Annotated in this window: 27 protein-coding genes and 1 pseudogene; 12 read left to right on the forward strand and 16 right to left on the reverse strand. The window is 69.8% G+C overall.

Annotated elements, in window-relative coordinates:
• Nucleotides 1-15 precede the first annotated feature (15 nt).
• From ABTY98_RS27870 to ABTY98_RS27880, 3 genes are all read left to right on the forward strand, one after another.
• Nucleotides 16-786: a trypsin-like serine peptidase gene (locus tag ABTY98_RS27870; protein ID WP_352223755.1), complete on the forward strand. Its 771-nt coding sequence runs from the start codon at nt 16-18 to the stop codon at nt 784-786.
• Between the two features lie 73 nt (nt 787-859).
• The gene (locus tag ABTY98_RS27875; RefSeq protein ID WP_352223895.1) at nt 860-1,879 is read left to right on the forward strand and encodes a C40 family peptidase; all 1,020 of its coding nucleotides are present in this window, start codon (nt 860-862) and stop codon (nt 1,877-1,879) included.
• Nucleotides 1,880-2,072: 193 nt separating this feature from the next.
• Nucleotides 2,073-2,765, forward strand: a complete 693-nt coding sequence (locus ABTY98_RS27880) for a phosphatase PAP2 family protein (protein ID WP_352223757.1) — start codon at nt 2,073-2,075, stop codon at nt 2,763-2,765.
• Between the two features lie 103 nt (nt 2,766-2,868).
• Here ABTY98_RS27880 and ABTY98_RS27885 read toward each other — a convergent pair whose 3' ends face one another.
• On the reverse strand, nt 2,869-4,431 hold the full coding sequence (locus ABTY98_RS27885) for an FAD-binding oxidoreductase (RefSeq protein WP_352223758.1): 1,563 nt from the start codon (nt 4,429-4,431) through the stop codon (nt 2,869-2,871).
• Between the two features lie 364 nt (nt 4,432-4,795).
• Between ABTY98_RS27885 and pstS the strand changes: the two genes are divergently transcribed.
• From pstS to pstB, 4 genes are all read left to right on the forward strand, one after another.
• Nucleotides 4,796-5,926, forward strand: a complete 1,131-nt coding sequence (pstS, locus tag ABTY98_RS27890; RefSeq protein ID WP_352223759.1) for a phosphate ABC transporter substrate-binding protein PstS — start codon at nt 4,796-4,798, stop codon at nt 5,924-5,926.
• A 147-nt stretch (nt 5,927-6,073) separates the two neighbouring features.
• Complete coding sequence (gene pstC, locus ABTY98_RS27895; protein WP_352223760.1) at nt 6,074-7,081, forward strand: phosphate ABC transporter permease subunit PstC; 1,008 nt, start codon at nt 6,074-6,076, stop codon at nt 7,079-7,081.
• Nucleotides 7,078-8,133: a phosphate ABC transporter permease PstA gene (gene pstA, locus ABTY98_RS27900; RefSeq protein WP_352223761.1), complete on the forward strand. Its 1,056-nt coding sequence runs from the start codon at nt 7,078-7,080 to the stop codon at nt 8,131-8,133. Before pstC ends, pstA begins: the two co-directional genes overlap by 4 nt.
• A gap of 41 nt (nt 8,134-8,174) precedes the next feature.
• Nucleotides 8,175-8,951: a phosphate ABC transporter ATP-binding protein PstB gene (gene pstB / locus ABTY98_RS27905; RefSeq protein ID WP_352223762.1), complete on the forward strand. Its 777-nt coding sequence runs from the start codon at nt 8,175-8,177 to the stop codon at nt 8,949-8,951.
• A gap of 163 nt (nt 8,952-9,114) precedes the next feature.
• Here pstB and ABTY98_RS27910 read toward each other — a convergent pair whose 3' ends face one another.
• From ABTY98_RS27910 to ABTY98_RS27920, 3 genes are read right to left on the reverse strand one after another with little or no spacing between them, the layout of a single operon-like run.
• On the reverse strand, nt 9,115-9,963 hold the full coding sequence (locus tag ABTY98_RS27910) for a hypothetical protein (protein ID WP_352223763.1): 849 nt from the start codon (nt 9,961-9,963) through the stop codon (nt 9,115-9,117).
• A 59-nt stretch (nt 9,964-10,022) separates the two neighbouring features.
• The gene (locus tag ABTY98_RS27915; protein WP_352223764.1) at nt 10,023-11,021 is read right to left on the reverse strand and encodes an inorganic phosphate transporter; all 999 of its coding nucleotides are present in this window, start codon (nt 11,019-11,021) and stop codon (nt 10,023-10,025) included.
• Between the two features lie 7 nt (nt 11,022-11,028).
• On the reverse strand, nt 11,029-11,649 hold the full coding sequence (locus ABTY98_RS27920; protein WP_352223765.1) for a DUF47 domain-containing protein: 621 nt from the start codon (nt 11,647-11,649) through the stop codon (nt 11,029-11,031).
• Nucleotides 11,650-11,846: 197 nt separating this feature from the next.
• Between ABTY98_RS27920 and ABTY98_RS27925 the strand changes: the two genes are divergently transcribed.
• Nucleotides 11,847-12,185, forward strand: a complete 339-nt coding sequence (locus ABTY98_RS27925) for a metal-sensitive transcriptional regulator (RefSeq protein ID WP_351708846.1) — start codon at nt 11,847-11,849, stop codon at nt 12,183-12,185.
• Nucleotides 12,186-12,191: 6 nt separating this feature from the next.
• Here the strand turns inward: ABTY98_RS27925 and ABTY98_RS27930 are convergent, their stop codons facing one another.
• The 9 genes from ABTY98_RS27930 to ABTY98_RS27970 all read right to left on the reverse strand — a co-directional run bounded on the left by ABTY98_RS27930 (nt 12,192) and on the right by ABTY98_RS27970 (nt 20,588).
• On the reverse strand, nt 12,192-12,359 hold the full coding sequence (locus ABTY98_RS27930; RefSeq protein WP_352223766.1) for a hypothetical protein: 168 nt from the start codon (nt 12,357-12,359) through the stop codon (nt 12,192-12,194).
• Nucleotides 12,360-12,463: 104 nt separating this feature from the next.
• Nucleotides 12,464-13,318, reverse strand: coding sequence for an SCO4651 family lipoprotein (locus ABTY98_RS27935; RefSeq protein WP_352223767.1), 855 nt, complete (start codon nt 13,316-13,318; stop codon nt 12,464-12,466).
• Between the two features lie 312 nt (nt 13,319-13,630).
• A complete protein-coding gene (locus ABTY98_RS27940; RefSeq protein WP_352223768.1) occupies nt 13,631-14,047 on the reverse strand; it encodes an NUDIX hydrolase in 417 nt (138 codons plus the stop codon).
• Nucleotides 14,044-15,102, reverse strand: coding sequence for a CHAD domain-containing protein (locus ABTY98_RS27945; protein ID WP_352223769.1), 1,059 nt, complete (start codon nt 15,100-15,102; stop codon nt 14,044-14,046). The genes ABTY98_RS27940 and ABTY98_RS27945 overlap by 4 nt, the downstream gene beginning before the upstream one ends.
• On the reverse strand, nt 15,083-17,314 hold the full coding sequence (locus ABTY98_RS27950; protein ID WP_352223770.1) for an RNA degradosome polyphosphate kinase: 2,232 nt from the start codon (nt 17,312-17,314) through the stop codon (nt 15,083-15,085). Before ABTY98_RS27950 ends, ABTY98_RS27945 begins: the two co-directional genes overlap by 20 nt.
• 319 nt (nt 17,315-17,633) lie before the next feature.
• Complete coding sequence (locus tag ABTY98_RS27955; protein WP_352223771.1) at nt 17,634-18,413, reverse strand: ABC-2 membrane transporter-related protein; 780 nt, start codon at nt 18,411-18,413, stop codon at nt 17,634-17,636.
• Nucleotides 18,413-19,309, reverse strand: coding sequence for an ABC-2 membrane transporter-related protein (locus tag ABTY98_RS27960; protein WP_352223772.1), 897 nt, complete (start codon nt 19,307-19,309; stop codon nt 18,413-18,415). The genes ABTY98_RS27955 and ABTY98_RS27960 overlap by 1 nt, the downstream gene beginning before the upstream one ends.
• The gene (locus ABTY98_RS27965; RefSeq protein ID WP_352223773.1) at nt 19,306-20,184 is read right to left on the reverse strand and encodes an ABC transporter ATP-binding protein; all 879 of its coding nucleotides are present in this window, start codon (nt 20,182-20,184) and stop codon (nt 19,306-19,308) included. The genes ABTY98_RS27960 and ABTY98_RS27965 overlap by 4 nt, the downstream gene beginning before the upstream one ends.
• Nucleotides 20,181-20,588, reverse strand: a complete 408-nt coding sequence (locus ABTY98_RS27970; protein WP_352223774.1) for a GntR family transcriptional regulator — start codon at nt 20,586-20,588, stop codon at nt 20,181-20,183. Before ABTY98_RS27970 ends, ABTY98_RS27965 begins: the two co-directional genes overlap by 4 nt.
• Nucleotides 20,589-20,721: 133 nt before the next feature.
• Between ABTY98_RS27970 and ABTY98_RS27975 the strand changes: the two are divergent.
• Nucleotides 20,722-20,880, forward strand: a pseudogene (locus tag ABTY98_RS27975) (RNA polymerase subunit sigma-24); the annotation flags it as partial.
• Nucleotides 20,881-21,078: 198 nt separating this feature from the next.
• On the opposite strand, the gene ABTY98_RS27980 reads toward ABTY98_RS27975, so the two are convergent.
• Entirely contained in the window at nt 21,079-21,327 is a 249-nt protein-coding gene (locus ABTY98_RS27980) for a hypothetical protein (RefSeq protein WP_352223775.1), read from the reverse strand.
• A gap of 101 nt (nt 21,328-21,428) precedes the next feature.
• On the opposite strand from ABTY98_RS27980, the gene ABTY98_RS27985 reads away from it, so the two are divergent.
• Both ABTY98_RS27985 and ABTY98_RS27990 read left to right on the forward strand, forming a co-directional pair.
• A complete protein-coding gene (locus ABTY98_RS27985; protein WP_352223776.1) occupies nt 21,429-21,584 on the forward strand; it encodes a hypothetical protein in 156 nt (51 codons plus the stop codon).
• A 49-nt stretch (nt 21,585-21,633) separates the two neighbouring features.
• Nucleotides 21,634-21,852 carry a hypothetical protein gene (locus ABTY98_RS27990; RefSeq protein ID WP_352223777.1) on the forward strand — a complete coding sequence of 73 codons (219 nt, stop codon included), beginning with the start codon at nt 21,634-21,636 and terminating at the stop codon, nt 21,850-21,852.
• Nucleotides 21,853-21,882: 30 nt separating this feature from the next.
• On the opposite strand, the gene mshD is transcribed toward ABTY98_RS27990, so the two are convergent.
• Complete coding sequence (gene mshD, locus ABTY98_RS27995) at nt 21,883-22,812, reverse strand: mycothiol synthase (RefSeq protein WP_352223778.1); 930 nt, start codon at nt 22,810-22,812, stop codon at nt 21,883-21,885.
• Nucleotides 22,813-23,023: 211 nt separating this feature from the next.
• Between mshD and ABTY98_RS28000 the strand changes: the two genes are divergently transcribed.
• Nucleotides 23,024-23,185: a hypothetical protein gene (locus tag ABTY98_RS28000; protein WP_352223899.1), complete on the forward strand. Its 162-nt coding sequence runs from the start codon at nt 23,024-23,026 to the stop codon at nt 23,183-23,185.
• 166 nt (nt 23,186-23,351) lie between these two features.
• On the opposite strand, the gene ABTY98_RS28005 is transcribed toward ABTY98_RS28000, so the two are convergent.
• Nucleotides 23,352-23,558, reverse strand: a complete 207-nt coding sequence (locus ABTY98_RS28005; protein WP_352223900.1) for a hypothetical protein — start codon at nt 23,556-23,558, stop codon at nt 23,352-23,354.
• Nucleotides 23,559-23,602: the final 44 nt, after the last annotated feature.

The following is a 23,602-nucleotide window of genomic DNA, read 5'->3' on the forward strand; positions in this document are numbered from 1 at the left end:
ACACAGTGGGGCCTGATGAAGCGCACCTCACGCACCTCTTCCGTTTCGCGCCGTATCGCGCTCGGCGTTGCGGTCGTGCTCGCCGCCACCTCGGCCTCCGTGGCGGCCGCCGATGACGGCCCCGGGCCCTTCGGGGTGACCGCGGTGGTCGGTACGACCGCGGAGAGCGCGAGGGTCGGGGCGCTGTTCAGCGCCGACAAGGCCGGGAGCCTGGCCGGCAACCACTTCTGCACCGCCTCAGTCGTGCGCAGCCCGCGGCGGGATCTGATCGTCAGCGCCGCGCACTGCGTCGACGGGGACGACGCCACGGGGCTCGTCTTCGTGCCGGGGTACCGGGACGGGCAGGCGCCGTACGGGGTGTGGAAGGTGGGGCGGCGGTATCTGCCCGACGGGTGGGCGCACGGGCAGGACGAGGACAGTGATGTCGCCTTCGCCGTCGTGGACGAGCGGGGCGGCAAGCGGGTCGAGGACGTGACCGGGGCCAACCGGTTCGTCGCCGGTATGGCCACCGGGGCCACCGCCGTCACCGTCACCGGCTATCCCGACTCCCGTGAGGTACCCATCAGTTGCACCAACAAGCCCGTCGCCCACAGCGCCACGCAACAGCGCATCAACTGCCCTGAGTTCACGGGGGGCACCAGCGGGAGTCCCTGGGTGAACGGGGACCATGACGTGGTCGGGGTGCTGGGCGGGCATGAACAAGGGGGGGCGACCGCCGATACGTCGTACAGCGTGGTGCTCGGGACCGAGGCCGCCGAGCTGTACAAGGACGCCGTAGGCGACTGAGACGGCGTCATGTGCGCCGTCTTGCTGTGAAATAGCGCCACTCTCGGCCGAAATGGCCTTGAACAGCCCCGCCATGGGGGAGGGTTGGGGCGTGCGGAAAGTATGGGTGATCGGTGGCGCGGCGGTCGGGCTCGGGCTGAGCTTCGTCATGCTGCTAGTCGTCGGGGTGTACGTCGTCGCCGGGAACCTGCTCAACGGCGCGGGCGGTGCCACCAGGGCACTCGCCAAGGGAGCCGTGCCGGCCGCCTACTCCACCATCGTGCAGAAGTGGGGCAATCTGTGCCCCGCGATCAATCCTGCCCTGCTTGCCGCGCAGCTCTATCAGGAGAGCGGGTTCAACCCGACGGCGCAGAGCGCTGCGGCCGCGCAGGGGATAGCTCAGTTCATCCCGGGGACCTGGGCCACCCACGGTATCGACGGCGACGGGGACGGGGACCGCGACGTCTGGGACCCGAATGACGCGATTCCGTCGGCCGCCTCCTACGACTGCCAGCTCGCCTCGTACGTCAAGGACGTCCCCGGCAACATCTCCGAGAACATGCTCGCCGCCTACAACGCGGGGGCGTACGCGGTCATCAAGTACAAGGGTGTGCCGCCGTACAAGGAGACCCAGAACTACGTCAAGACGATCACCACCCTCGAGGACAGCTTCGCCGCGCCCGTCAGCCGGCTCTCCCCGACCAAGCAGGCCGCCGGTGCCATCGAGTACGCCCAGAACAAGCTCGGCACCCCCTACCTCTGGGGCGGTAACGGCACAGTTCAGGACGGCGGCCGGTTCGACTGCTCCGGGCTGACGAAGGCCGCGTACGCGAGCGTGGGGATCACCCTGCCGCGCGTCGCCAACGACCAGTACAACGCCGGGCCGCACCCGTCGCGGAACGAACTGCTGCCGGGAGACCTGGTCTTCTTCTCCACCGACCTCTCCAACTCCCGGGCCATCCACCACGTGGGAATCTATGTGGGGGGCGGCTACATGATCGACGCACCGTACACGGGGGCGGTCATCCGGTTCGATCCCATCGACGGCGCCGACTACTTCGGGGCCACCCGGGTAACCGAGGATGGCGCGAAAGCGCTGCCCACCACGGTGTGAACGGAGCGTATAACCCACCCCCTGAGCTGGGGCTTTGTGTCTCTCTTCGATAACGTCTGCGTGATCATTCGGTGGATGGTGGAACGTAGGGACGTAGGCCGTGCGTTCCTGTTGACGTAGCCGACCACGGGGGTGGCAGCGAGCGGCGCACACGAGGTGCGTCCGGGACGACGACGAAGGGGCCGCACGCACGATGGCTGTACTCGCCGAATCCGGATCCGATCCCGACGTCGACCTGCTCTACGACATCAACGGCCTGGCCAAGGACGCACCGCACTGGTTCGACCGCGGCATGGAGTTCGTCGGGGAGTACGGGCTGCTGGTCGCGATGGTGCTGCTGGTGGTGTGGTGCTGGTGGTCCGTGCGGCGCCGTGGGGACGAGGACGCCGCGTCCACCATGGCCGCGCTGCTGTGGACACCGCTCGCCGCCGCGATCGCCGTCCTCGTGAACGTTCCCATCCGCGGGTTCGTCGAGCGGCCCCGGCCGTTCCTCACCCACCAGGGGCTCGACGTCCTGGTCTCCGGCAAGACCGACTACTCGTTCGTGAGCGACCACGCGACGATCACCATGGCCCTGGGGGTCGGGCTCTTCGTCGCGAACCGTAAGTTCGGGCTGGCGGGGATAGGGCTGGCGCTGGTGGAGGGGTTCTGCCGGGTGTACATGGGGGTGCACTACCCGACGGACGTGGTGGGCGGCTTCGCGCTGGGTACGGCCGTCGTGCTTCTGCTGTCCCCGCTGGCCACGGCGCTGCTCACGCCCGTGACGAAGGCGGTGGAGGGGTCGCCGAGGGTGGGCTGGATCGTGCGGAGGCGTTCGGCGACGGTGGGGCTGGTGACGGGGGCCCGCCCTCCGGTGGAGTCGGAGGAACGGGACCTGGCGGCGTAGGTGCAGCTACGACGTGCCCCGTGAGGGGCGCGGGGCTGTACCGATTTGCGGCTAACGCCGCGTGGGCGCGATCAGCCCCCACGCACCCGCGGCCGAAGAACTCTCACAACCCCTGCGGATACGAAAAGAACCGTGCCGGGTCGTACTGCTTCTTCACCGTCCCGAGGCGTGTCGCCGCGTCCCCGTAGTACGCCTTCTTCCAGTCGGTCAGCGTCGGGTCGGTGTAGTTCTGGTACGCCGCACCGGAGGCGTACGGCTTCATCGCCGTGTGCGCCCCGTTCAGCCACGTCTGGCCCGAACCGCCGGAGGCGCCCGCCCCCCACGACACTATGTACTGCGCCAGCATCCGCGACCGGCGGTGCACGAACGCCGTCGCCGTCGGGGAGACCCGGTTGACCGCGCCGCCGAGCGCTGTGAAGGCGATGCTGCCGGCGCCGCCGCGGACCGAGCTGATCTGCTTCAGGGCCGTCTGGATGCCGGCCGCCGAGAGCGAGCGGTCGAAGAAGTCGGAGCGGGCCGCGTACGTCTCGCGGCCGAGCCTGCCCGACGTGGAGCGGCCCGGCGTGGAGCCGGGGAGGTGGCACTGGGCCTGGGTGGAGAAGGAGGAACAGCCGGCGTAGATCTCCATCGCCTCCTCGTAGCCGTGGCGGCGCAGCGAGACGGAGGAGGCGTTGGCGCCCGCCTTGTGGGCGAGGGCGTCCACCGCGTTCTGGAGTTCGCCGTACGTGCCCATCGAGAAGCAGGCCACCGAGATACGGGGCGTGCCGCCGGAGCCCTCCAGGTGGAGGGAGGACCAGATCTCGTCCGGCTGGGAGGGGCCCCACTCCTGCCAGGCCGTGAGCACCTGCGCCGCCTTCGACCAGGGCCAGGTCAGGTATGCCGTCACGGCCTGCGGGGTGGGGTGGGTCCTGAACTGCAGCTCCGTCACGACGCCGAAGTTGCCGTTGCCGGCTCCGCGCAGCGCCCAGAAGAGGTCCTTGTTCGTCGTCGCGTTGGCGACCACCTGTGTGCCGTCCGCCGTGATCAGCGTCGCCTGGGTGAGGCTGTCGCAGGTCAGGCCGTACGCGCGGGACGCGACCCCGTGGCCGCCGCCAAGGACCAGGCCGGAAACACCAACGGTGGGGCAGGAGCCCGCCGGGATGGTCACGCCCTTGGCCGCGAGGCCGCGGTAGACGTCGATCAGTTTGGAGCCGGCGCCGACGACCGCCGTGCCGCCGCTGACCCGGATGCGGTTGAGCTTGGAGACGTCGAGGATCAGGCGGCCGTCGCCCGAGGAGTAGCCCGCGTAGGAGTGGCCACCGTTGCGGATCGCGATCTTCAGCCCGTGGGCCTGGGCGTACGACAGCGTGGTGCGGATGTCGTCCGCGTGGGCCACGTACGCCACCGCCGACGGCTTCAGTCCGTCGAAGCGGGTGTTGTAGAGCCGGTGGGCCGTCTTCCAGCTCGCGTCGGCAGGACGGACCAGGGTGCCGTCCAGGGCGTGGGCCAGGGCGGTCCAGTTGGCCGCGGCCGCTGCGCTGGTGGTCTTCAGCGCCGTACGAGAGGATGTGGACGCGAGTGGCGCGCCGGTTGCGTGGGACGCGGTGGCGCCGCCGGAGCTGCACCCCGTCAGTGCGGTCGCCGCGAGGGTGGCCGCTCCGCCCGATATGAAGGTACGCCGTTCCATGCCCGTGCCTTTCGTCGGCTTTCGTGGGACGAGACGGCGTCCGTCGCACACGGGTTCCCGTCCGGTGCAACGAACGCTGTGACGTCGTAACGGCTGTGATGGCGAACGTCGAAGCCGTGTTCGGGTAACCCGGCGGTTGGAACCTGCATGTGCCCGCACCGTAAGCATTCCGTGACCTAACCGGGTTGACGGCAGGGGTTCACCCTCCGTTTACCTATGGCCATCGGCGGCTTCACCTGTTCTGCCTAATTTCGGCCCTACCCGATGTGGTGAGCGGTCATAAATGCCCAGTCAGGAGGCCCTCACCCATCACGAATACTTCGCACGCCGCCGAAGGTGGCGCCCCTGGAAGGAACTCCCGAAAGTGAAGCTTCAGCGCAAGAACCGGCTGCGCGCCCTGTCTCTCGGTGCTGTCGCTGTCTCCGGCGCCCTGGCCCTTACGGCGTGCGGCTCGGACGACAACGGCGCCAGCAGCTCCAACAGCGCGTCGGCCACGGCCTCCAGCAGCAGCTCGATCAAGTGTGACAACGCCAAGGGTCAGCTGCTCGCGGACGGCTCCTCCGCGCAGAAGAACGCGATCGACGCCTGGGTGAAGAACTTCTCCCAGGCCTGTGGTGTGCAGATCAACTACAAGGGTTCCGGTTCCGGTGCCGGTGTGACCGCCTTCACGCAGGGCCAGGTCGCCTTCGCCGGTTCCGACTCCGCGCTGAAGCCGGAAGAGGTCACCGCCTCCAAGAAGGTCTGCTCCGGCGGCCAGGGCATCGACCTCCCGATGGTCGGCGGCCCGATCGCCCTCGGTTACAACGTCCCGGGTGTCGACAACCTGGTCCTGGACGCGCCGACGATCGCCAAGATCTACGACAGCAAGATCACCAAGTGGAACGACGCGGCGATCAAGAAGCTGAACCCCAGCGCGAAGCTCCCCGACCTCAAGATCCAGGCGTTCCACCGCTCGGACGAGTCGGGTACGACGGACAACTTCACCAAGTACCTGATCGCCGCCACCCCGTCCAACTGGAAGTACTCGGGCGGTAAGGCCTGGCAGGCCAAGGGCGGCCAGTCCGCTCCGCAGTCCGCGGGTGTCGCCCAGCAGGTCAAGCAGACCTCCGGCGCCATCGGCTACTTCGAGCTCTCCTACGTCTCGGACGGCATCAAGGCCGTCTCGATCGACACGGGTGCCAAGAAGCCGGTCGCCCCGTCCACCGAGTCCGCCACCGCCGACATCGCGGCCGCCAAGGTCGTCGGCACCGGCAAGGACCTGGCGCTGCAGCTGGACTACAAGACCAAGGCCGAGGGTGCCTACCCGATGACCCTGGTCACGTACGAGATCGTCTGCGACAAGGGCAACAAGGCCGACACCCTCCCGGCGACCAAGGCGTTCCTGCGCTACATCGCCAGCGAGGACGGCCAGAAGGTCCTCTCCACGATCGACTACGCCCCCGTTCCCGCCGACATCATCACCAAGGTCCGCACCACCATCGAGGGCCTCAGCTAAAGATCCGCGAGTGCGGCCGAGTTCCGCAAGGAACCCGGCCGCACCGTCCGGTGCACCGCCGCCCGGAGCCGTATGCCCCTCGAGCAGCTGGGGTGTACGGCTCCTCCGAGCCGCCCCCCAAGGCGGCTCCGCAGACCGGAGAACCCGATGGACATATCCACACAGACAACAGACGCATCGCCCCCCACCCCACAGCCCAGCACGGCCGAGCAGAAGCGCAACGCCCGCGGTGCCACCCGCGCCGGTGACCGGGTCTTCCTCGGCCTCTCCCGTGGGTCCGGCATCCTGCTGCTGGTGATCATGGCCGCGATCGCGGTCTTCCTCACCTACCGTGCCGCCCTCGCGATCAGCCGCGACCACGGCAACTTCCTCACCACCTTCGAGTGGAACACCAACCTCATCCCGCCGACCTTCGGTATCGCGGTCCTGGCCTTCGGCACGGTCGTCTCCTCGATCATCGCCATGGCCATCGCCGTCCCGATCGCCGTCGCCATCGCGCTGTTCATCACGCACTACTCGCCGCGCAGGCTCGGCGGCACCATCGGCTACGTGATCGACCTGCTCGCCGCGGTGCCGTCCATCGTGTACGGCCTGTGGGGCGCGCTGGTCCTCGTACCGCACATGACCGGCCTGTTCGGCTGGCTCGACAGGTACTTCGGCTGGACCGGGATCTTCTCCTGGGACGGCGGCGCGCCGCGCTCGATGCTGACCGTCGGCATCCTGCTCGCGATCATGATCCTGCCGATCATCACCAACGTGAGCCGCGAGGTCTTCCGCCAGGTCCCCCAGATGCACGAGGAAGCGGCACTCGCCCTCGGCGCCACGCGCTGGGAGGTCATCCGCATGTCGGTGCTGCCCTTCGGCCGCTCCGGCGTGATCTCCGCCTCGATGCTCGGCCTCGGCCGCGCGCTCGGCGAGACGATGGCCGTCGCCACCGTGCTCTCCCCGGACTTCCAGATCCACGCCAGCCTGCTCAACCCGGGCGGCGGCACCTTCGCCCAGAACATCGCCAGCAAGTTCAGCGAGGCGACCGCCGACGGCCGTGACGCGCTGATCGCGTCCGGTCTCGTCCTGTTCGTCATCACCCTGCTGGTCAACGGCGCGGCCCGCGTGATCATCACCCGCCGCGCGGAGTACTCGGGGGCCAACGCATGAGCACCGCAGCAGTCAAGCGCCCCAGCACCCTGCAAGGCGCCACCCTCCCCAAGTGGTCCCCCTACGCCATCATCGGCGGATCCATCGTCCTCGGCGTGGTCATCGGCCTCGTCGGTGGCCTGGACAGCAAGATCCAGTGGGGTCTGATCGCAGCCCTTCTCTATGTCCTCGGCACCTACGGCATCGCCGCCAAGGTCGAGGGCCGCCGGCAGGCGAAGGACCGGATCGCGACCTCCCTGGTCTGGGTCGCCTTCATCGTCGCCGTGATCCCGCTGGTCTCCCTGATCTGGGTGACCATCTCGCGCGGTGTGAAGGTCCTGGACTTCTACTTCCTCAGCCACTCCATGGGTGTGGTCGCCGACTCCGAGGCCGGCGGCGGCGCCTACGCCGCGATCATCGGCTCGCTGGAGCAGGTCGGTCTCGCCACCGTCATCGGTGCCCCGATCGGCATCCTCACCGCGATCTACCTCGTCGAGTACGGCCGCGGCCGACTCGCCAAGGCGGTCACCTTCTTCGTCGACGTGATGACCGGTATCCCGTCGATCGTCGCGGGTCTGTTCATCCTCAGCCTCATGCTGATCTTCGACATGCAGCCCTTCGGTTTCGCCGGATCGCTGGCCCTGGCCATCCTGATGATGCCGGTCGTGGTCCGCTCCACCGAGGAGATGCTCAAGCTCGTCCCCAACGAGCTGCGCGAGGCCTCGCTGGCCCTCGGCGTGCCGAAGTGGCGCACGATCCTGAAGGTGGTCCTGCCGACCTCCATCGGCGGTATCACCACCGGTGTCATGCTGGCCATCGCCCGTATCGCGGGTGAGACCGCTCCGGTGCTGCTGCTGGTGTTCGGCAACCCGTTCATCAACAACAACCCCTTCGAGGGTGCACAGTCGTCGCTGCCGCTGTTCATCTACCAGCAGTACGCGAACAGCGCGGGTGCCAACGCCGCGTACGACCGTGCCTGGGCGGCGTCGCTCACGCTGATCGCCTTCGTGATGATCCTGAACCTGGTGGCCCGCGGCATCGCCCGCTGGAAGGCCCCCAAGACCGGTCGCTGACGCGGCCTTACAGCGACCGACTGTCTGGAAGTGAAGAAGTAATGTCCAAGCGAATCGACGTAAGCGGGCTCACCGCCTACTACGGCTCCCACAAGGCCATCGAGGACATCTCGATGAACATCGAGCCGCGCACCGTCACGGCGTTCATCGGCCCCTCCGGCTGTGGCAAGTCGACGTTCCTGCGCACGCTCAACCGCATGCACGAGGTCACCCCCGGCGGCCGCGTCGAGGGCAAGGTCCTCCTCGACGACGAGAACCTCTACGGCGCCGGTATCGACCCGGTGTCGGTGCGCCGCGAGATCGGCATGGTGTTCCAGCGTCCGAACCCGTTCCCCACGATGTCGATCTTCGACAACGTGGCCGCGGGTCTGAAGCTGAACGGCAACTACAAGAAGAGCCAGCTCAACGACATCGTCGAGAAGTCGCTCAAGGGTGCGAACCTCTGGAACGAGGTCAAGGACCGCCTGAACAGGCCGGGCTCCGGCCTCTCCGGTGGTCAGCAGCAGCGTCTGTGCATCGCCCGCGCGATCGCGGTCGAGCCGAAGGTGCTGCTCATGGACGAGCCCTGCTCCGCGCTCGACCCGATCTCCACCCTCGCCATCGAGGACCTGATCGGTGAGCTCAAGGAGCGCTTCACGATCGTCATCGTGACGCACAACATGCAGCAGGCCGCGCGTGTCTCCGACCGCACCGCCTTCTTCAACCTCTCCGCCGTCGGTCAGCCCGGCCGGCTGATCGAGATCGACGACACGGAGCGCATCTTCTCCAACCCGTCGGTCCAGGCCACTGAGGACTACATCTCCGGCCGCTTCGGCTAAGCCGGAACCGACCCCTCGCGGTGCTGCATGGCGGTGCCACCGCGAGGATGCAAAAGGGCCCGCCCCTGGCTCCCGGGGGCGGGCCCGTCTGTGTGTCCGGGCGGAGGTCAGTGCGGGGTCCACACCCTGTGGACGGGGGAAGCGGCCGGTTCCTGGCCTGAGCTCAGCGGCATGCGGGCCGGTCAGCGGCATGGCCTGCGCCGGCCCGGCGCCAGGTCACCGCGTCAGGCCTGCCGCCGGCCGTGCCCGGGTGCGCCCGCCCGGCTGCCGTGTCGGCGGCGCACACATGCGGCGCCAGCGCCAGCGGCTCGTCCGCTGCCGCGAACCGGACCACCGAGGCCGCACTCCGATCCACCCGCGCGATCTCCCCGTCGGGAAAGGTCCCCACGCCCCCCTGGAAGCCCAGCGCCCCCGCGCAGACCAGGGCCAGGGAGTCCGAGCAGTCGTGCACGACATACGTGGCGAACTCCCGGGCGACGCCCTCCTCGACCGTCGTCCCCTCCGCAGAGGTCAGCCCGGACACGAACGTCCAGTAGTCCGCGGCCGACCCGGGGGAGCCGTCGCCGGAGCCCACGAGACAGACGGTGAAGTGGCCCAGCGGCGCGAGCAGCGCCTGCACGGCGTCCCCGGCGGGGCCCGGAGGCAGCAACCGCACCGCCGACCCGCAGGAGCACCGGAACGGTCCGCCGACGGACAGCACCTCGACACCCGGGTCGCCGTACTCCCGCCGGAGCGCGGTCAGCACGTCGAGGGCGGCCGCGGTCGGCAGCTCCCGGTCCAGCAGCACCAGCTCGACGGGCGCCGAGTACGCCGCCCGGACCCAGTCCAGGTCCTGTGGGAGGGTTTCGAGCAGGGCGGGGGTGAGGCGTACGACGCCGTCCGCGCCGCCGGCCGGCTCGCGCACGGCCCGGCCCTCGTCGCCGACGAGCACGACGGTCGACACCCGCTCCGCCGTGCCCGGCCGCCGCGCCATCGCCGCGGCAACGAAGTCCCCGAGACCGTTGCCGGCCATGAGGTGAATCGTTCCTGCTCGCAGAGTCGTCGCGGCCTCACCGGTCCCGTGTTCCGTGGCTACAGGAACGCCAGGTCGACGAGGCCGAATGCCGCCGCTGCCACCAGGGCCGCCGCCGGCATCGTGATGAACCAGCCCATGACGATGTTCTTGGCCACGCCCCAGCGGACCGCGTTCAGGCGCTTCGTCGCGCCGACGCCCATGATGGCCGAGGTGATGACGTGGGTCGTGGAGATCGGCGCCTTGAAGAGGAACGCCGTGGTGAACATGATCGAGGCCCCCGTCGCCTCGGCCGCGAAGCCCTGCGGGGGGTCCAGCTCGATGATCTTGCGGCCCAGCGTGCGCATGATGCGCCAGCCGCCGGCGTAGGTGCCGAGGGAGAGCATCACGGCACAGATGATCTTGACCCAGACCGGGATGGAGTCGGCGTACGTCGCATGGCCGGAAATCACCAGTGCCATGAAGACGACGCCCATCGTCTTCTGGGCGTCCTGGAGGCCGTGCCCGAGGGCCATGCCGGCCGCGGAGACGGTCTGCGCTATGCGGAAGCCCCGCTTCGCCTTGTGCGGGTTGGCCCGGCGGAACAACCACATGATGGCCGTCATCACCAGGTAGCCGAGGACCAGGCCGACCACCGGCGACAGGAACATCGGGATGATGATCTTGCCGACGACGCCGTTCCAGAGAACCTGCGTGCCGCCGGCCAGGGCCGCGCCCACCAGGCCGCCGAACAGGGCGTGGGAGGACGAGGAGGGCAGGCCGAAGTACCAGGTGACGAGGTTCCAGACGATCGCGCCGACGAGTGCGGCGAAGAGGATGCCCATTCCCGTCGAGCCCGTGGGTGTCCGGATCAGGCCCTCGCTGACCGTCTTGGCGACCTCGTTGCCGAGGAACGCGCCGACCAGGTTCATCACCGCGGCCATGGCGAGCGCCGCCCGGGGGGTGAGCGCCCGCGTCGATACCGAGGTCGCGATCGCGTTCGCCGAGTCGTGGAAGCCGTTCGTGTAGGTGAAGAAGAGTGCGACCAGGATGGTCGCGATGAGCGCGAGGGTGTCCATCGACGCCTCAGGACTCCTTGACGGCGATGGTCTCCACCGTGTTCGCCACGTGCTCGAACGCGTCCGCCGCCTCTTCCAGGACGTCCACGATCTGCTTGAGCTTCAGCACCTCGATCGCGTCGTACTTGCCGTTGAAGAGGTGGGCGAGCAGCTTGCGGTGGATCTGGTCGGCCTGGTTCTCCAGGCGGTTGACCTCGATCCAGTACTCGGTGAGGTTGTCCAGCGTGCGCAGGTGGGGCATCGCCTCGGCCGTCAGGTCGGCGGCCCGCGCCAGCACCTCGATCTGCTGCTCGACGCCCTTCGGCAGCTCCTCGACGTTGTAGAGGACGACCAGGTCGACGGCCTCCTCCATGAAGTCCATGATGTCGTCGAGGGAGGACGCGAGGGAGTAGATGTCCTCGCGGTCGAAGGGCGTGATGAACGAGGAGTTCAGCTGGTGGAAGATCGCGTGCGTGGCGTCGTCACCCGCGTGTTCCGCTGCCCGCATACGCTCTGCGATCTCGGCCCGGGCAGACGCGTCCGCCCCGAGCAGTTCCATCAGGAGTTTCGAGCCCGTGACGATGTTGTCCGCGGACGCGGCGAACATGTCGTAGAAGCTCGTCTCCCTGGGGGTCAGACGAAAGCGCACTTGGGGTCCTCGGTATGCATGGGTTTCGGTCAGGCTGATGCTAGGCGCATCATCCGGCCACGGCTAATGGGCCGCCCTCCAGTGTCGCCCATCGGGCATGGTGATCAGTACGGGGGCGTCCCGAGGGCCCTATACCCAGCAAAGTTCGTTACCATATACCCACCAGGGGTATATGTATCGGCAATGCGGAGGACGCGATGACGACCACCGAGGCCGGCGCGACGAAGCCCTCCGGCAACGGGGCTCCGGCGACCACGCACGGCTACCACAAACAGAAGGACGAACACCTCAAACGGCTGCGCCGGATCGAGGGCCAGATCCGCGGCCTGCAGCGCATGGTCGACGAGGACACCTACTGCATCGACATACTCACCCAGGTCTCCGCCTCCACCAAGGCCCTGCAGTCCTTCGCCCTGCAACTGTTGGAGGAACACCTGCGGCACTGCGTCGCGGACGCTGCCGTCAAGGGCGGGACGGAGATCGACGCGAAGGTGGAAGAGGCCACCCAGGCCATCGCCCGGCTGCTGCGGACCTGACCGAAGTCAGCCGTCCACGCGCTCCTCGGCCACTCTCAGCACCTCGTCGATGCTCTCCAGGCTGAGTCGTTCCTCGGCGGCCGACGCCGCGATGATCAGCTCTCCGCACAGCTCGATCTCGGCGAGGGCCACGTGGTCCTGAACTGCCGTACCGCCGACCGGAGCCACGTGCATCACCTCTTCTCTGCCGTCACCGACTTCCTAGAGTAGGGAGCGGTCTACACAACGCGCATGGCACGGACGGGCTAGTTCACAGGTTGCACAGAGCCGATCCCGGACTAGTGCGCTGACTGGTTTTCGGCGATCCGCCCCGCGTAGATGTCCTGAGAACGCGGCAACTTTACGTCCACCGGAGTGCCGAAGTCGTACAGCAGGGTCGTCGAGGCGACCGCGACCGTACCCTTGCTGCTGTCGTTGACGAAGCTGAACCGCTGCCGCAGTTTGCGGATACGGCCCTGGTCGTCGAGGTACGCGTCGAACGGAACCTCGGCCGTGGCGAACCCTTTCGCCGCGGCGGCGAGGGCCGGCCGGTTGCCGGCGGAGGCCGCGCGGGCCGCGGCCGCGAGGTCGGCGGTGCCCCGGTAGTGCCGGACTTCGACCCCGGCGACCTCGGTCTTCCCCAGGTAGGTCGCGGTGCGGGTGCCGAGCAGCAGCTCGGCCGCGGCGAACGGGTCGGTCGCGCCGCCGGTGACCAGGTTGCCGTCGGAGAGGCTCGCGGTCTCCACGCGGACCCATTTGTCGGCGGGCACCCCGGCGCCCCTGTTCTTCATGAACAGCGCACCCGGGGCGAGGAGTTCGGTGATCGGGCGGTGCTCGGGGGTACCGGCGGGGTCCTGCGGGAGCACGACCGTGAGTTCGCCGAGCTGGTTGCGGTAGTCGTAGAGGCCCTTGCCGCGGATGGTGACCCGGGTGCCGCCGGTCGCCATCTCCATCGACGTCGTCGCCCTGGAGGTGGCGGCGCCGCGCAGGGTGTCCGCCGCGCGCTTCAGGACGGTGACCGAGTTGTCGCCGGGGCCGCCGCCGGCGCCTTCGGCGGATGCGCCGCCGCAGCCGGTGGCGCATGCGCCGAGGCCGACCACGAGCCCTACGGTGACGGCCGTCTTTCCAGCGCGCCTGTGCTGCCGCCGATCCATCGCCTGCCTACCCCCAGCCGGTACGTCCGTCACGGGCCCCCTGTCGTTCCGGTTAACGAGGGGTGGGTGGGGCCGTCACGCATACCGGCTCTTTACCGGGGCTGGGTAACGTTGTCAGGGTGGCGGAGAAGCACTGTTCCGATCGGGGCTTGCAGGGGCAGGACCACCGTACGAGCCTGGTTGAGCACGGGCCGTTCTGTTACGCGCGGTGTACGTGTGGGTGGCGGGGGCCCGCGCGGCGGGCGAGAAGCCTGGCGCGGACGGATGGGTCAGGGCACACAGCCGAGGGGTGAGCCGCGGTCCTGCCCTCTTTCACTGGGTGTTGTGCAGTGAGGCCAGTAGTTCGTCCACCAGCTCGGCATCTCTCGGCTGGGTAAGCCGCTGACATGCCTCGGCCGGGCGCAGCCACAGGATCCTGTCCACCTCGTGGTTCGGGGTGAAGTGGCCCTCTCCCGCTTCCGCGGCCCAGTAACGGACCTCCTTGGGGCGGCCGTTGGCGTAGTAGCGGACCGTGGAGAGTTCGTTGCCGAGGTGGGCTGTGTAGCCGGTCTCCTCCTCGACCTCGCGCAGAGCGGCCGCCGCCGCGTCCTCGCCGCGCTTGAGCTTGCCCTTGGGGTGGGACCAGTCGTCGTACTTGGGGCGGTGGACGAGGCAGACCTCCAGCTCTCCGTCCACCGGTGAGCGGCGCCACAGGACGCAGCCGGCCGCCAGGACCGGGGTGTCGTTCACAGCGCCTCCAGCCGCTGTTTCTGCCACGCCTGCTGGAAGGCGAACCGGGCTGCCTCCACCTCGTGCCGCTGGTCGGCGTGGAGGACGCCGAGGGCGTAGGCCGTCGCCGGGGCGATGCGCGGGGTGCGGGCCGCCGCCGCGGCCGCCGCCGCCGCTTCCGAGGCGTCGCGGTGCCGGTTCAGGGCCTGGCCGGCCGAGAGCAGCCGTACGTCCACCGGCGCGCCCTCGCCGCACAGCACCTCGCGGGCGTAGCGGTGCAGGCGCAGCAGCAGGCGGACCTGGTGCCAGGGGCCGTCCTGGGGATGCGGGGACGGGTCCGGGGACAGGCCGTGGACCAGGGCCTCCGCGTTGTAGGGGTGGCCGGCGGTGACCAGGGGAAGGGCCGCGATGGCGTCGGTGAGGCGCTCCTCGGCCGCCGAGGCGAGGGGGCGCAGGTCCGTCGTGGGGGCCGCCGCCGTGAGCGGGACCTCGCTGGCCAGGACCGCGACCTTGTCGGCGACCGCGTGGAAGCGGGAGGAGCCGAGCGCCTGGAGGGCCGTGGAGTGGGCCCGGGTGCGGGCAAGGGTGAGCTGGCGGTCCAGGAGGGCGCCCGCCTTGGCCGCGCCTACGGTGAGGTTGCCGCGCTCGGTCGCGGCCTCCGAAGTGGCCTGGCTCGGCAGGGTCGTCGAGCCCGAGAGCCGGTGGAGTGCCAGCAACAGGCGCTCCAGCCGTGCCTCGTAGGCGTGCTCAAGTCCCAGCGTGCCCGACAGCCAGGCCAGTTCGGGGCGGATCTCCTCCGACCAGTCGGCCTCGAGCAGGGGGCGGAAGGTGTGCAGGCTCCCGCTGATGCGCCGGGCCGAGCGGCGCAGCGCGCGGGCCGCGTCGACGGACTCCTCCGCCGCGCTCGCCGTCCCGGTCTCCCGGTGCAGGCGCAGCGCGCGGAGGAACTCCGTGGCCTGGGCGCGCAGGTAGCCCGCGAGGGCGTCCCCGATGGGGGCACCTCCCGCTCGAGCGGAGCCGAGAGTGGGGGACACCCGGGCGGTGGGGTCCGTCGGTTCAAGGTGTTGCTGTGCCACGCCGGCGCCTCCGGGCGTCTATGAGCATCTCCTGGATGTTGCGCAGGGGCTGTCCGTCCGCGTCGGTCGCGTGCCGGGTCCATTCGCCGTCCGGCCCCAGATGCCAGGAGGAGGTGGAGTCGGACATACCGGTTTCGAGGAGCCGGTTGAGCGCGGCTCGATGAGCCGGGTCGGTGACCCGGACCAACGCCTCTATCCGGCGGTCGAGGTTGCGGTGCATCATGTCGGCGCTGCCTATCCACACCTCGGGCTCGCCGCCGTTGCCGAAGGCGAAGACCCGGGAGTGTTCCAGGAAGCGGCCGAGGATCGAACGGACCCGGACGTTCTCCGACAGGCCCGTGACGCCCGGCCGGATCGCGCAGATACCGCGGACCCAGATGTCGACCGGCACGCCCGCCATGGACGCGCGGTACAGGGCGTCGATGATCGCCTCGTCGACCATCGAGTTGACCTTGATGCGGATGAACGCGGGACGGCCGGCCCGGTGGTGCTGTACTTCCTTGTTGATCCGCGCGATCAGTCCGTCGCGCAGCGACTTGGGGGCCACCAGCAGGCGGCGGTACGTCTCCCGGCGTGAGTAGCCGGAGAGGCGGTTGAACAGGTCGGACAGGTCCGCGCCGACCTGCGGGTCGGCGGTGAGCAGACCGAGGTCCTCGTACAGCCGGGCTGTCTTCGGGTGGTAGTTGCCCGTGCCGACATGGCAGTAGCGCCGTAGCGTCTCGCCCTCCTGACGGACCACCAGGGACAGCTTGCAGTGGGTCTTCAGCCCGACCAGGCCGTAGACGACATGGCAGCCGGCCTCTTCCAGACGCTTGGCCCACTTGATGTTGGCGTGCTCGTCGAAGCGGGCCTTGATCTCGACCAGGACGAGGACCTGCTTGCCGGCCTCGGCGGCGTCGATGAGCGCGTTGACGATCGGGGAGTCGCCGGAGGTCCGGTACAGGGTCTGCTTGATCGCGAGGACGTCCGGGTCGTCGGCGGCCTGCTCGATGAAGGCCTGCACGGACGTCGAGAAGCTGTCGTACGGGTGGTGCAGCAGGACGTCCCGCTCGCGCAGCGCCGCGAAGATGTCGGGCGCGGACGCCGACTCGACCTCGGCCAGGTCGCGGTGGGTGCCCGCGATGAACTTGGGGTACTTCAGCTCCGGCCGGTCCAGGCCGTGGATGCGGAAGAGACCGGTGAGGTCCAGCGGGCCGGGCAGCGGGTAGACCTCGGCCTCGCTGATCTTCAGCTCGCGGACCAGCAGGTCGAGGACCTCACGGTCGATGGACTCCTCGACCTCCAGGCGCACCGGCGGCCCGAAGCGGCGCCGCATGAGCTCCTTCTCCAGGGCCTGGAGAAGGTTCTCGGCGTCGTCCTCCTCGACCTCCAGGTCCTCGTTCCGGGTGAGGCGGAAGGCGTGGTGCTCCACGACCTCCATGCCCGGGAACAGCTCCTCCAGATGGGCGCCGATGACGTCCTCGATGGGGACGTAGCGGCCCGGGCTGCACTCCAGGAAGCGGGACAGCGACGGCGGCACCTTGACCCGGGCGAAGTGCTTGTGGGCGCTGACCGGGTTGCGTACCACCACGGCCAGGTTCAGGGAGAGGCCGGAGATGTACGGGAAGGGGTGCGCCGGGTCGACCGCCAGCGGGGTCAGGACCGGGAAGATCTGGTGCCGGAAGAGCGTGAAGAGCCGCGCCTGCTCCTTCTCGGTCAGCTCGGCCCAGCGGACCAGGTGGATGCCCTCCTCCGCGAGCGAGGGGGCGATGTCCTCGTGGTAGCAGGCGGCGTGCCGGGCCATCAGCTCACGGGAGCGGGCCCAGATCATCTCCAGCACCTCGCGGGGCTGGAGCCCGGAGGCGGACCGCGTGGCCACGCCGGTGGCGATACGGCGCTTCAGGCCGGCCACCCGGACCATGAAGAACTCGTCCAGGTTGCTGGCGAAGATCGCCAGGAAGTTCGCCCGCTCCAGCAGGGGCGTGTTCGGGTCCTCGGCGAGCTCGAGCACCCGCTCGTTGAACGCGAGCCAGCTGCGCTCCCGGTCGAGGAAGCGCCCCTGGGGCAGCTGGGGCCCGTCGTACGGTGACTCCTCGTACGCGTCGAGGTCGGCATCGATGTCGGGTTCCAGGTCGGAGACCGCGGCGGCGACGGTGTGCGGGCGGTGCGCGGCTATGGAGCCTACGGACGGCTGTGTGTGCTGGACCTCTGCCTGGGCGTTCTGCTGACTCATGACCCCATTGTTCCGCGCACCGGGCGTGACAGGCGCGTCGGAACGTGCGGGAGGGAGCTGAACGACCCCGTTTCCCGCGAACCCCTGCGGGGGCGGCGAAGGCTCTGGCACGGCGGGCTTCATTGGCTGAGCGTCGCAAGCCAGCCTGAACCAATGGTTACGAAGACATGGCGTATGGGATAGCTGCGGGAGGCTCGCGGACGTCGAAGATCAGGCCGTGGCGGCCTTCGGGATCACGAAAGCGACGTTCGTGTACGTCCTTCCCACGGACCCCGTGCGCCCTTCCGCCGACGGGGGGACGCACGGGTCCGACGGTCCCTCAGCGGGCCTGGTGGCGCAAGAGGGAGAACGCGCCGGTGGTGGCCGCCGCGGCAAGGGCGAGCACCATGGCGGTGGCCGAGAGGTGGACGGCCCAGAAGCCGTGCAGGGGGCCGTGCAGCGGTTTCCACGCCGCGCGCAGATACAGCCTGATCGCCAGGGTCACGGCGGCGGCCACGGCCAGCGCCGGCAGGGTGCGGCGCAGGGCGATCCCGGCGAGCGCGCCGACGGCGAGGCCGAGCAGCAGCAGGGCCGGCAGCAGCGGGCCGCGCGGGATGAAGACGCGGTCCAAGGTCCAGTTGGTGACCAGGGCGTCCTTGTCCGCGGTCCACACCCAGCCGAAGGCCAGCGCCAGCAGCCCGCCCCCGGCGAGCAGCGGTACGGCGGCCGTGATCAGCTTGCCGGCCAGCCAGCGGGCCGGGGAGACCGACTGCGTCCAGGCCAGCTTCACGGTGCCGGACTCCAGCTCGCGGCCGATCAGCGCGGCGCCCGCCCAGGCGGCGACGGCGACACCGGAGTAGCTGAGGGCCTCGCCGAGGAAGTTGAAGACGTTGTTGGCGTCCGTGAACGCGGAGTAGTCGCAGACCGGGAGGTCGCCCTGGGTGGAGAAGTGGAAGCCGAGGCAGGACCGCTCGGTGGGCACCCTGGAAAGGTGCAGCCAGAGCAGCCCGCCCAGCGCCGCCGTCACGAACGCGGTCCAGACGAGCAGCGCGGGGCGGTGCAGCCGGCGCAGGGAGCGCTGGGCGGACGCGGGACCGGGGGCGTGGGACAGGGCGGTCATCAGGCGGTCGTCTTTCCGGTCAGGCGGCGCAGCGCCAGGAAGCAGCCCACGGTCAGCAGGGCCGCCACGGCGAGGAGCAGGGCGGTGGTGGTCAGCTGGAGCGGCCAGTAGTGCGAGGCGGGATGGTAGTCGCCGTGGGGGATTCCGGCGCCCTTGCTCTCCCGTACCGTCCAGGAACTGTTGGGGAGGGCGAAGTAGGCCTTCCCGGTGCTGGTCCTCGTCGGCCACAGGCGGGGCATGAGCAGCTGGGCGGCGGTCCAGACCGCGCCGGTGAGGAGCAGGCCGAGGCCCAGGGCGGGCAGGGTGCGGCGGGACAGCAGGCCCGTCAGTGCGCCCGTGGCCAGGCCGCACAGGGCCAGGGCGACGAGGGTGGGGCCGTTGGTGTGGAAGGTCCAGACGTCGTACCACTGCTTGGCGGTGTCGATCCGGCCGTTGCCCGCGGCCCAGGCCAGGTGGTGCAGCCAGACCAGCAGCCCGGTCCCGGCGGCGACGGCCGCGGCCGGTACCGCGAGCCGGACGGTCAGCCAGCGCACGGGGGTGCTGGACTGGGTCCAGGCCAGCCGGGCGGTGCCGGACTCCAGCTCCTTGCCGAACGCGCCGCCGGCCCAGGCGGCCGCCAGGAAGGGCACCGCGGCGACGGCCAGAGTGGCGTAGTTGTACCAGTCCTTGTAGCGCAGGATCGCGCTCTGGTCGTACGAACACTTCCGCCAGTCCGTGCAGGCGTCGTACTGGCGCCAGGCATCGGCCGCGGCGTCGGTCAGCGGGCCGTACAGGAGGAGGAGCAGGACGGCGAGGGCCAGGACCAGGCCGGTCCAGACGTACAGCGCGGGGCGGTGCAGCCGCAGCAGCCAGCGGGTCAGACGAGGGCTTCCCGCGGTGATGGCCATGGTGGTCATACGGCGGCCTCCACTGCCGTCAGGGCCGGGGCCTCGGGGTTGCGGAGATGGGCGAGCACCAGTTCCTCCAGGGAGGGGGCGCCGGTGCGCCAGTCGGCGGGCAGCGGGCCCGCCGGGCGGACCAGCGCGCTGAGCCGGCGGCCGGTGGTCCGGGACTCCACGACGGTGTGCGGGCCGAGGTCGGCGTCGGCGGTGGCGTCGACCCGGGTGTGGGCGGCCAGCAGGTCGTCGATCTCGCCGGCCAGCCGGACCCGTCCGCCGCCGATCAGCAGCAGATGGTCGCAGGAGTCCTCCAGTTCGGCGACCACATGCGAGGACATCGCGATGGTGGTGCCGTGCTGGGCGGCCTGCACCATCAGCAAGCCCATCAGCTCGTGCCGGGCCAGCGGGTCGAGGTCGGCCATGGGCTCGTCCAGAAGCAGCAGTTCGGGCCGCTTGCCGAGCGCGAGGGCGAGCGCGACGCGGGTGCGCTGGCCGCCGGAAAGAGCGCGGACACGGGTCTTCGGGTCCAGGTCGCCGCCGGCCACGACGTGCTCGGCGGCGGCCGCGTCCCAGCGCTCCGGGTTGAGGTCGGCGCCCATCCGGAGCGTCTCGGCGACCGTGAGCTGCGGATACAGCGGCTTGTCCTGGGCGACATAACCGACCCGGCCGCGCGCCTCGGCCGGGGTGGCGCCGAGGACGGTCAGCTCGCCCTCGGTCGGGCCCAGCAGACCGGCGGCGAGGGCGAGAAGCGTGGACTTGCCCGCCCCGTTGGGGCCCACGACGGCACACACCCGCCCGGCGGGGAGCCGGAAGGCGCAGTCGCGCAGGGCCCAGCCCCCACGCCGGCCGAACCGCTTGCCGAGCCCCGAGGCCGCTATCGCGGTGTCGGTCATGAGGTCTCTCCTTGGAAGTGCTTCTCCTGCACGGCGAAGTGCTCTTCGAGTACGGCGGTGAACAGTGCGGCCACGTCGTCCCGGTCCAGGCCGGACTCACGGGCCCGGACGGCCCAGTCGTCCAGCTCCCCGTGCAGGGGGGACTCGGCCGGGGCGGTGCTCAGGGCGCGTTTCACGAACGTGCCGAGGCCGCGCCGGGCCTCGACCAGACCCTCCCGCTCCAGCTCCCGGTAGGCCTTGAGCACGGTGTTGGGGTTGATCGCGGTGGCCTCGACCACCTCACGTGCGGTGGGCAGCTTGTCTCCCGGCTGTATGTGACCGAGCCGGAGCGCCTGCTTGGTCTGCTGGACGATCTGGACGTAGGTGGCGACGCCGGAGCGCCGGTCGATGCGGTACTCGACCACTCGTACAACCACCCTTTCACTAATTGAGTAGTGAAAGGGTGGTGCAAGATGGTCCGGAAAGTCAAGGCCGAGGATTTCCGGACCGGCCCCGGAACCCGTGAACCGCTCGGCAGGGCTCGTGCGATGAGGAGACGTGAGCGGAACGAGAAGCGACGGGGAGCTGCTGCGGGCGATCACGGCGGACTCGGACCGGCGCGCCTTCGAGCAGCTGTACCGGCGGTACGCGCCGTGGCTGACCGCGCGGCTGCGCGGCCGGTGCGCCGATCCGACGGTCGTCGACGACGTCGTACGGGCAGACGCCGGGTGAGTCCGCCGCGTTGCGGGCCGCGCGCAAGGCGGAGGCGGACAGCCCGCAGAAGTTCCAGGTGTGCGTCGAGCGCGACGGCTCCCGGTATTGCGCGTACCCCGACGGGCAGGGCTGGACCGTCGACTGGGCGGGAGTGGTCCACCGGGTGCGGTCCGAGGCGGGCGGCGAGGCGGCGACAACCCGTCACACCATCCGCCAGCGCATCGAGGAGATCTCCGACCTGACGACGGACGCCACCCTCCCCGCCGGCCGCACCCGGGGCACGGTCACGGTCGGCACCCAGTGGGGTGGCAACCGGGTCCCCGAGTTCGCGGTCGGGGTCGCCAGGGTCCTGGTGGCGGGCAACGAGCAGGCCTCGGTGGAGATGTGCGACGCCCGGGTGGTCACGACGATGTGGCTGGCCCTGGCCACCGACCCCACCCCGGAGGCCACCTTCCGTCACCTCCGCATCGACGACAGCCTCACAGGGTCCGGCCGGGGTCCTCACCCCGGACGGCGGCAGCCTCGGGGTCACGGCCCAGCAGACGGAGGTCGTGCGAGAACTGCTCCGGGCACCGCACGACACGGTCGCGGCCCGGGTGAAGGCCCACTGGGCGGAACTGACATCGGCGCGGACGACGACGGGGGAGGCGGCGCGGCTGCTGGGGGTGACGGTTCCGAACGGGGCGGACGACTGCGGGGAGCGCTGACGCGGGCAGGATGGAGGCGGCACGTGCCGAGGCGAACGAGGAGTCGGGCATGGACAACCCCTTCCGCGACGGAGGGCCGGCCGACCGGGCGACGCCCTGGGTCTCGGCGGCCTTCGTCGTCCTGGTCCTCGTCGGCGCGCTGGTCCGCGATGCCCCGTCCGTCCTCGGGGTGCCCTACCTCGTGCTCGGCGCCATCCTCGTCGGCAGGATCTCCTACGTCGTCATCCGCAGAGCGCGCGTCAGACTCCGGGACCGCCTCGGGCGCTGACGGTACGGCGGAACGCGTTCCGCCGCTCCCTCACGTCTCCGTCCGGTACATCAGGTCCGTCTCGTGGGTCACGAACCCCAGCCGCTCGTACACCGCCACCGCCGCCGTGTTGTCGGCGTCGACGTAGAGCATCGCCGTCGGCAGGCCCCGGTCGGACAGGTGGCGCAGGCCGATGGTGGTGAGGGACTTGCCGAGGCCGCCGCCCTGGGCGGCGGGGGAGACGCCGAGGACGTAGACCTCGCCGAGGCGTTCCTGGTCGTGGACCTTCGTCCAGTGGAAGCCGAGCAGGTCACCGGCCCGCTCCGCCAGGAAGAAGCCGGCCGGGTCGAACCAGGGCTGGGACTTGCGGTCGTCCAGGTCGCGCTGGGTGAGGGAGCCCTGTTCGGGGTGGTGGGCGAAGGCGGCCGCGTTCACGGCGAGCCAGGCCGTGTCGTCCTGGCCGGGGACGAAGGTGCGGACCGTCACCCCCTCGGGGAGTTTCGGGTCGGGCAGGTCCAGGTCCGTCAACGGGCGACGCATCTGCCTGAGTTCGCGGAACAGGGTGAGGCCGAGGACCTGGGCGAGATGGCGGGCCGCCGAGTGGCCGCCGTGGGCCCAGACGCGCAGCCGCTTGCCGGAGGCCGCGAGGAGGGCGGAGCCGAGGGCGCGACCATGGCCGTGGCCCCGGTGGGCGGGGTGGACGACGAGTTCGGCGGCCGGCGCCTCCACCGGGTCGGTGTCCTCCAGCTGGGCGTAGCCGACGAGTTCGGCGCCGACGCTGAGCAGCAGATGGGACACGCCCTCGCGGGCGCCGCCGCGGATCTGGATACGGCCTTGCTCCGACACCGGTTGCTGGCCGTCGGCCCGGGCCGCCTCCGCCAGCAGCCCCAGCACGGCCTCGGCCTGGTCCGGGGTGAGCGCGGAATAGGTGTCGATGGAGCGGGAGTACATGGGCGGCCGTGCGGTGTCGTCGCTGGTCATGCGTACGAGGGTACGGGGCCGGGCGGACAAAGTGGGCGACTTCTCGACAGGCCCGTCGGGGTTCCATGCAAGCGGAGTCCGGACCTTTTATAAAACCTGTGTGAGGTGACGTTTGGTTCCCCATTGCTCCTGAAAATTAGTCTCAGCCGCAATTCATTGAGGTCTAAGTGAAAATGGCTTTCTTCGGCTCGCGGATCACGTAATGTTTTCCATGTCGAAAGCGAACGGCGCGGACGACAGAACGAAGGAGAAGAAGTTGAGCTTCCACAAGATCGCTCCGGTGAAGAAGGCGGAGAAGCCCGCCCCGAAGCCGGCGCCGAAGCAGAAGACTCCGAAGAAGCCCCAGCCCAAGCGTCCCGTGGGCCACCGGTAAACCGCAAGCGTCAAGGAGAGGAATAGCCATGAGCTTCCACAGGATCGCCCCCGTCAAGAAGAACCACAAGCCCGCTCCGGCCCCGAAGAAGCCCGCGCCGAAGAAGTCGGCGCCGAAGCGTCGCCCGGTCGGCGACCAGCACTGACAAAGAATTCACAGAAGTAATTCAAATCAATTCACAGGTCGTCGCAGCAGAGCGGTAGAGGAACTGTTGCAGAACCACGACAGAGGCCCCGACAGAGAGGTACAGCACCATGAGCTTCCACAAGATCGCCCCGGTCAGGAAGAACCACAGGCCCGCTCCGGCCCCGAAGAAGCCCGCGCCGAAGAAGCCGGCCCCGAAGCGCCGTCCCATCGACAAGGGCTGAGCCACGTAGCGAGGCGGGGTCACCGGTTGAGCGTGGTCGCACCGGTGGC

Source organism: Streptomyces sp. NPDC096040 (genome assembly GCF_040303265.1).
GTDB lineage: Bacteria > Actinomycetota > Actinomycetes > Streptomycetales > Streptomycetaceae > Streptomyces.

Bases quoted from the DNA above. Each gene is read 5' to 3' on its own strand.
- ABTY98_RS27870 (WP_352223755.1), top strand. From the start codon at position 16: ATGAAGCGCACCTCACGCACCTCTTCCGTTTCGCGCCGTATCGCGCTC.
- ABTY98_RS27875 (WP_352223895.1), top strand. From the start codon at position 860: ATGGGGGAGGGTTGGGGCGTGCGGAAAGTATGGGTGATCGGTGGCGCG.
- ABTY98_RS27880 (WP_352223757.1), top strand. From the start codon at position 2,073: ATGGCTGTACTCGCCGAATCCGGATCCGATCCCGACGTCGACCTGCTC.
- ABTY98_RS27885 (WP_352223758.1), bottom strand. From the start codon at position 4,431: ATGGAACGGCGTACCTTCATATCGGGCGGAGCGGCCACCCTCGCGGCG.
- pstC (WP_352223760.1), top strand. From the start codon at position 6,074: ATGGACATATCCACACAGACAACAGACGCATCGCCCCCCACCCCACAG.
- pstA (WP_352223761.1), top strand. From the start codon at position 7,078: ATGAGCACCGCAGCAGTCAAGCGCCCCAGCACCCTGCAAGGCGCCACC.
- pstB (WP_352223762.1), top strand. From the start codon at position 8,175: ATGTCCAAGCGAATCGACGTAAGCGGGCTCACCGCCTACTACGGCTCC.
- ABTY98_RS27910 (WP_352223763.1), bottom strand. From the start codon at position 9,963: ATGGCCGGCAACGGTCTCGGGGACTTCGTTGCCGCGGCGATGGCGCGG.
- ABTY98_RS27915 (WP_352223764.1), bottom strand. From the start codon at position 11,021: ATGGACACCCTCGCGCTCATCGCGACCATCCTGGTCGCACTCTTCTTC.
- ABTY98_RS27925 (WP_351708846.1), top strand. From the start codon at position 11,847: ATGACGACCACCGAGGCCGGCGCGACGAAGCCCTCCGGCAACGGGGCT.
- ABTY98_RS27930 (WP_352223766.1), bottom strand. From the start codon at position 12,359: ATGCACGTGGCTCCGGTCGGCGGTACGGCAGTTCAGGACCACGTGGCC.
- ABTY98_RS27935 (WP_352223767.1), bottom strand. From the start codon at position 13,318: ATGGATCGGCGGCAGCACAGGCGCGCTGGAAAGACGGCCGTCACCGTA.
- ABTY98_RS27950 (WP_352223770.1), bottom strand. From the start codon at position 17,314: ATGAGTCAGCAGAACGCCCAGGCAGAGGTCCAGCACACACAGCCGTCC.
- ABTY98_RS27955 (WP_352223771.1), bottom strand. From the start codon at position 18,413: ATGACCGCCCTGTCCCACGCCCCCGGTCCCGCGTCCGCCCAGCGCTCC.
- ABTY98_RS27960 (WP_352223772.1), bottom strand. From the start codon at position 19,309: ATGACCACCATGGCCATCACCGCGGGAAGCCCTCGTCTGACCCGCTGG.
- ABTY98_RS27965 (WP_352223773.1), bottom strand. From the start codon at position 20,184: ATGACCGACACCGCGATAGCGGCCTCGGGGCTCGGCAAGCGGTTCGGC.
- ABTY98_RS27990 (WP_352223777.1), top strand. From the start codon at position 21,634: ATGGACAACCCCTTCCGCGACGGAGGGCCGGCCGACCGGGCGACGCCC.
- mshD (WP_352223778.1), bottom strand. From the start codon at position 22,812: ATGACCAGCGACGACACCGCACGGCCGCCCATGTACTCCCGCTCCATC.
- ABTY98_RS28000 (WP_352223899.1), top strand. From the start codon at position 23,024: ATGTCGAAAGCGAACGGCGCGGACGACAGAACGAAGGAGAAGAAGTTG.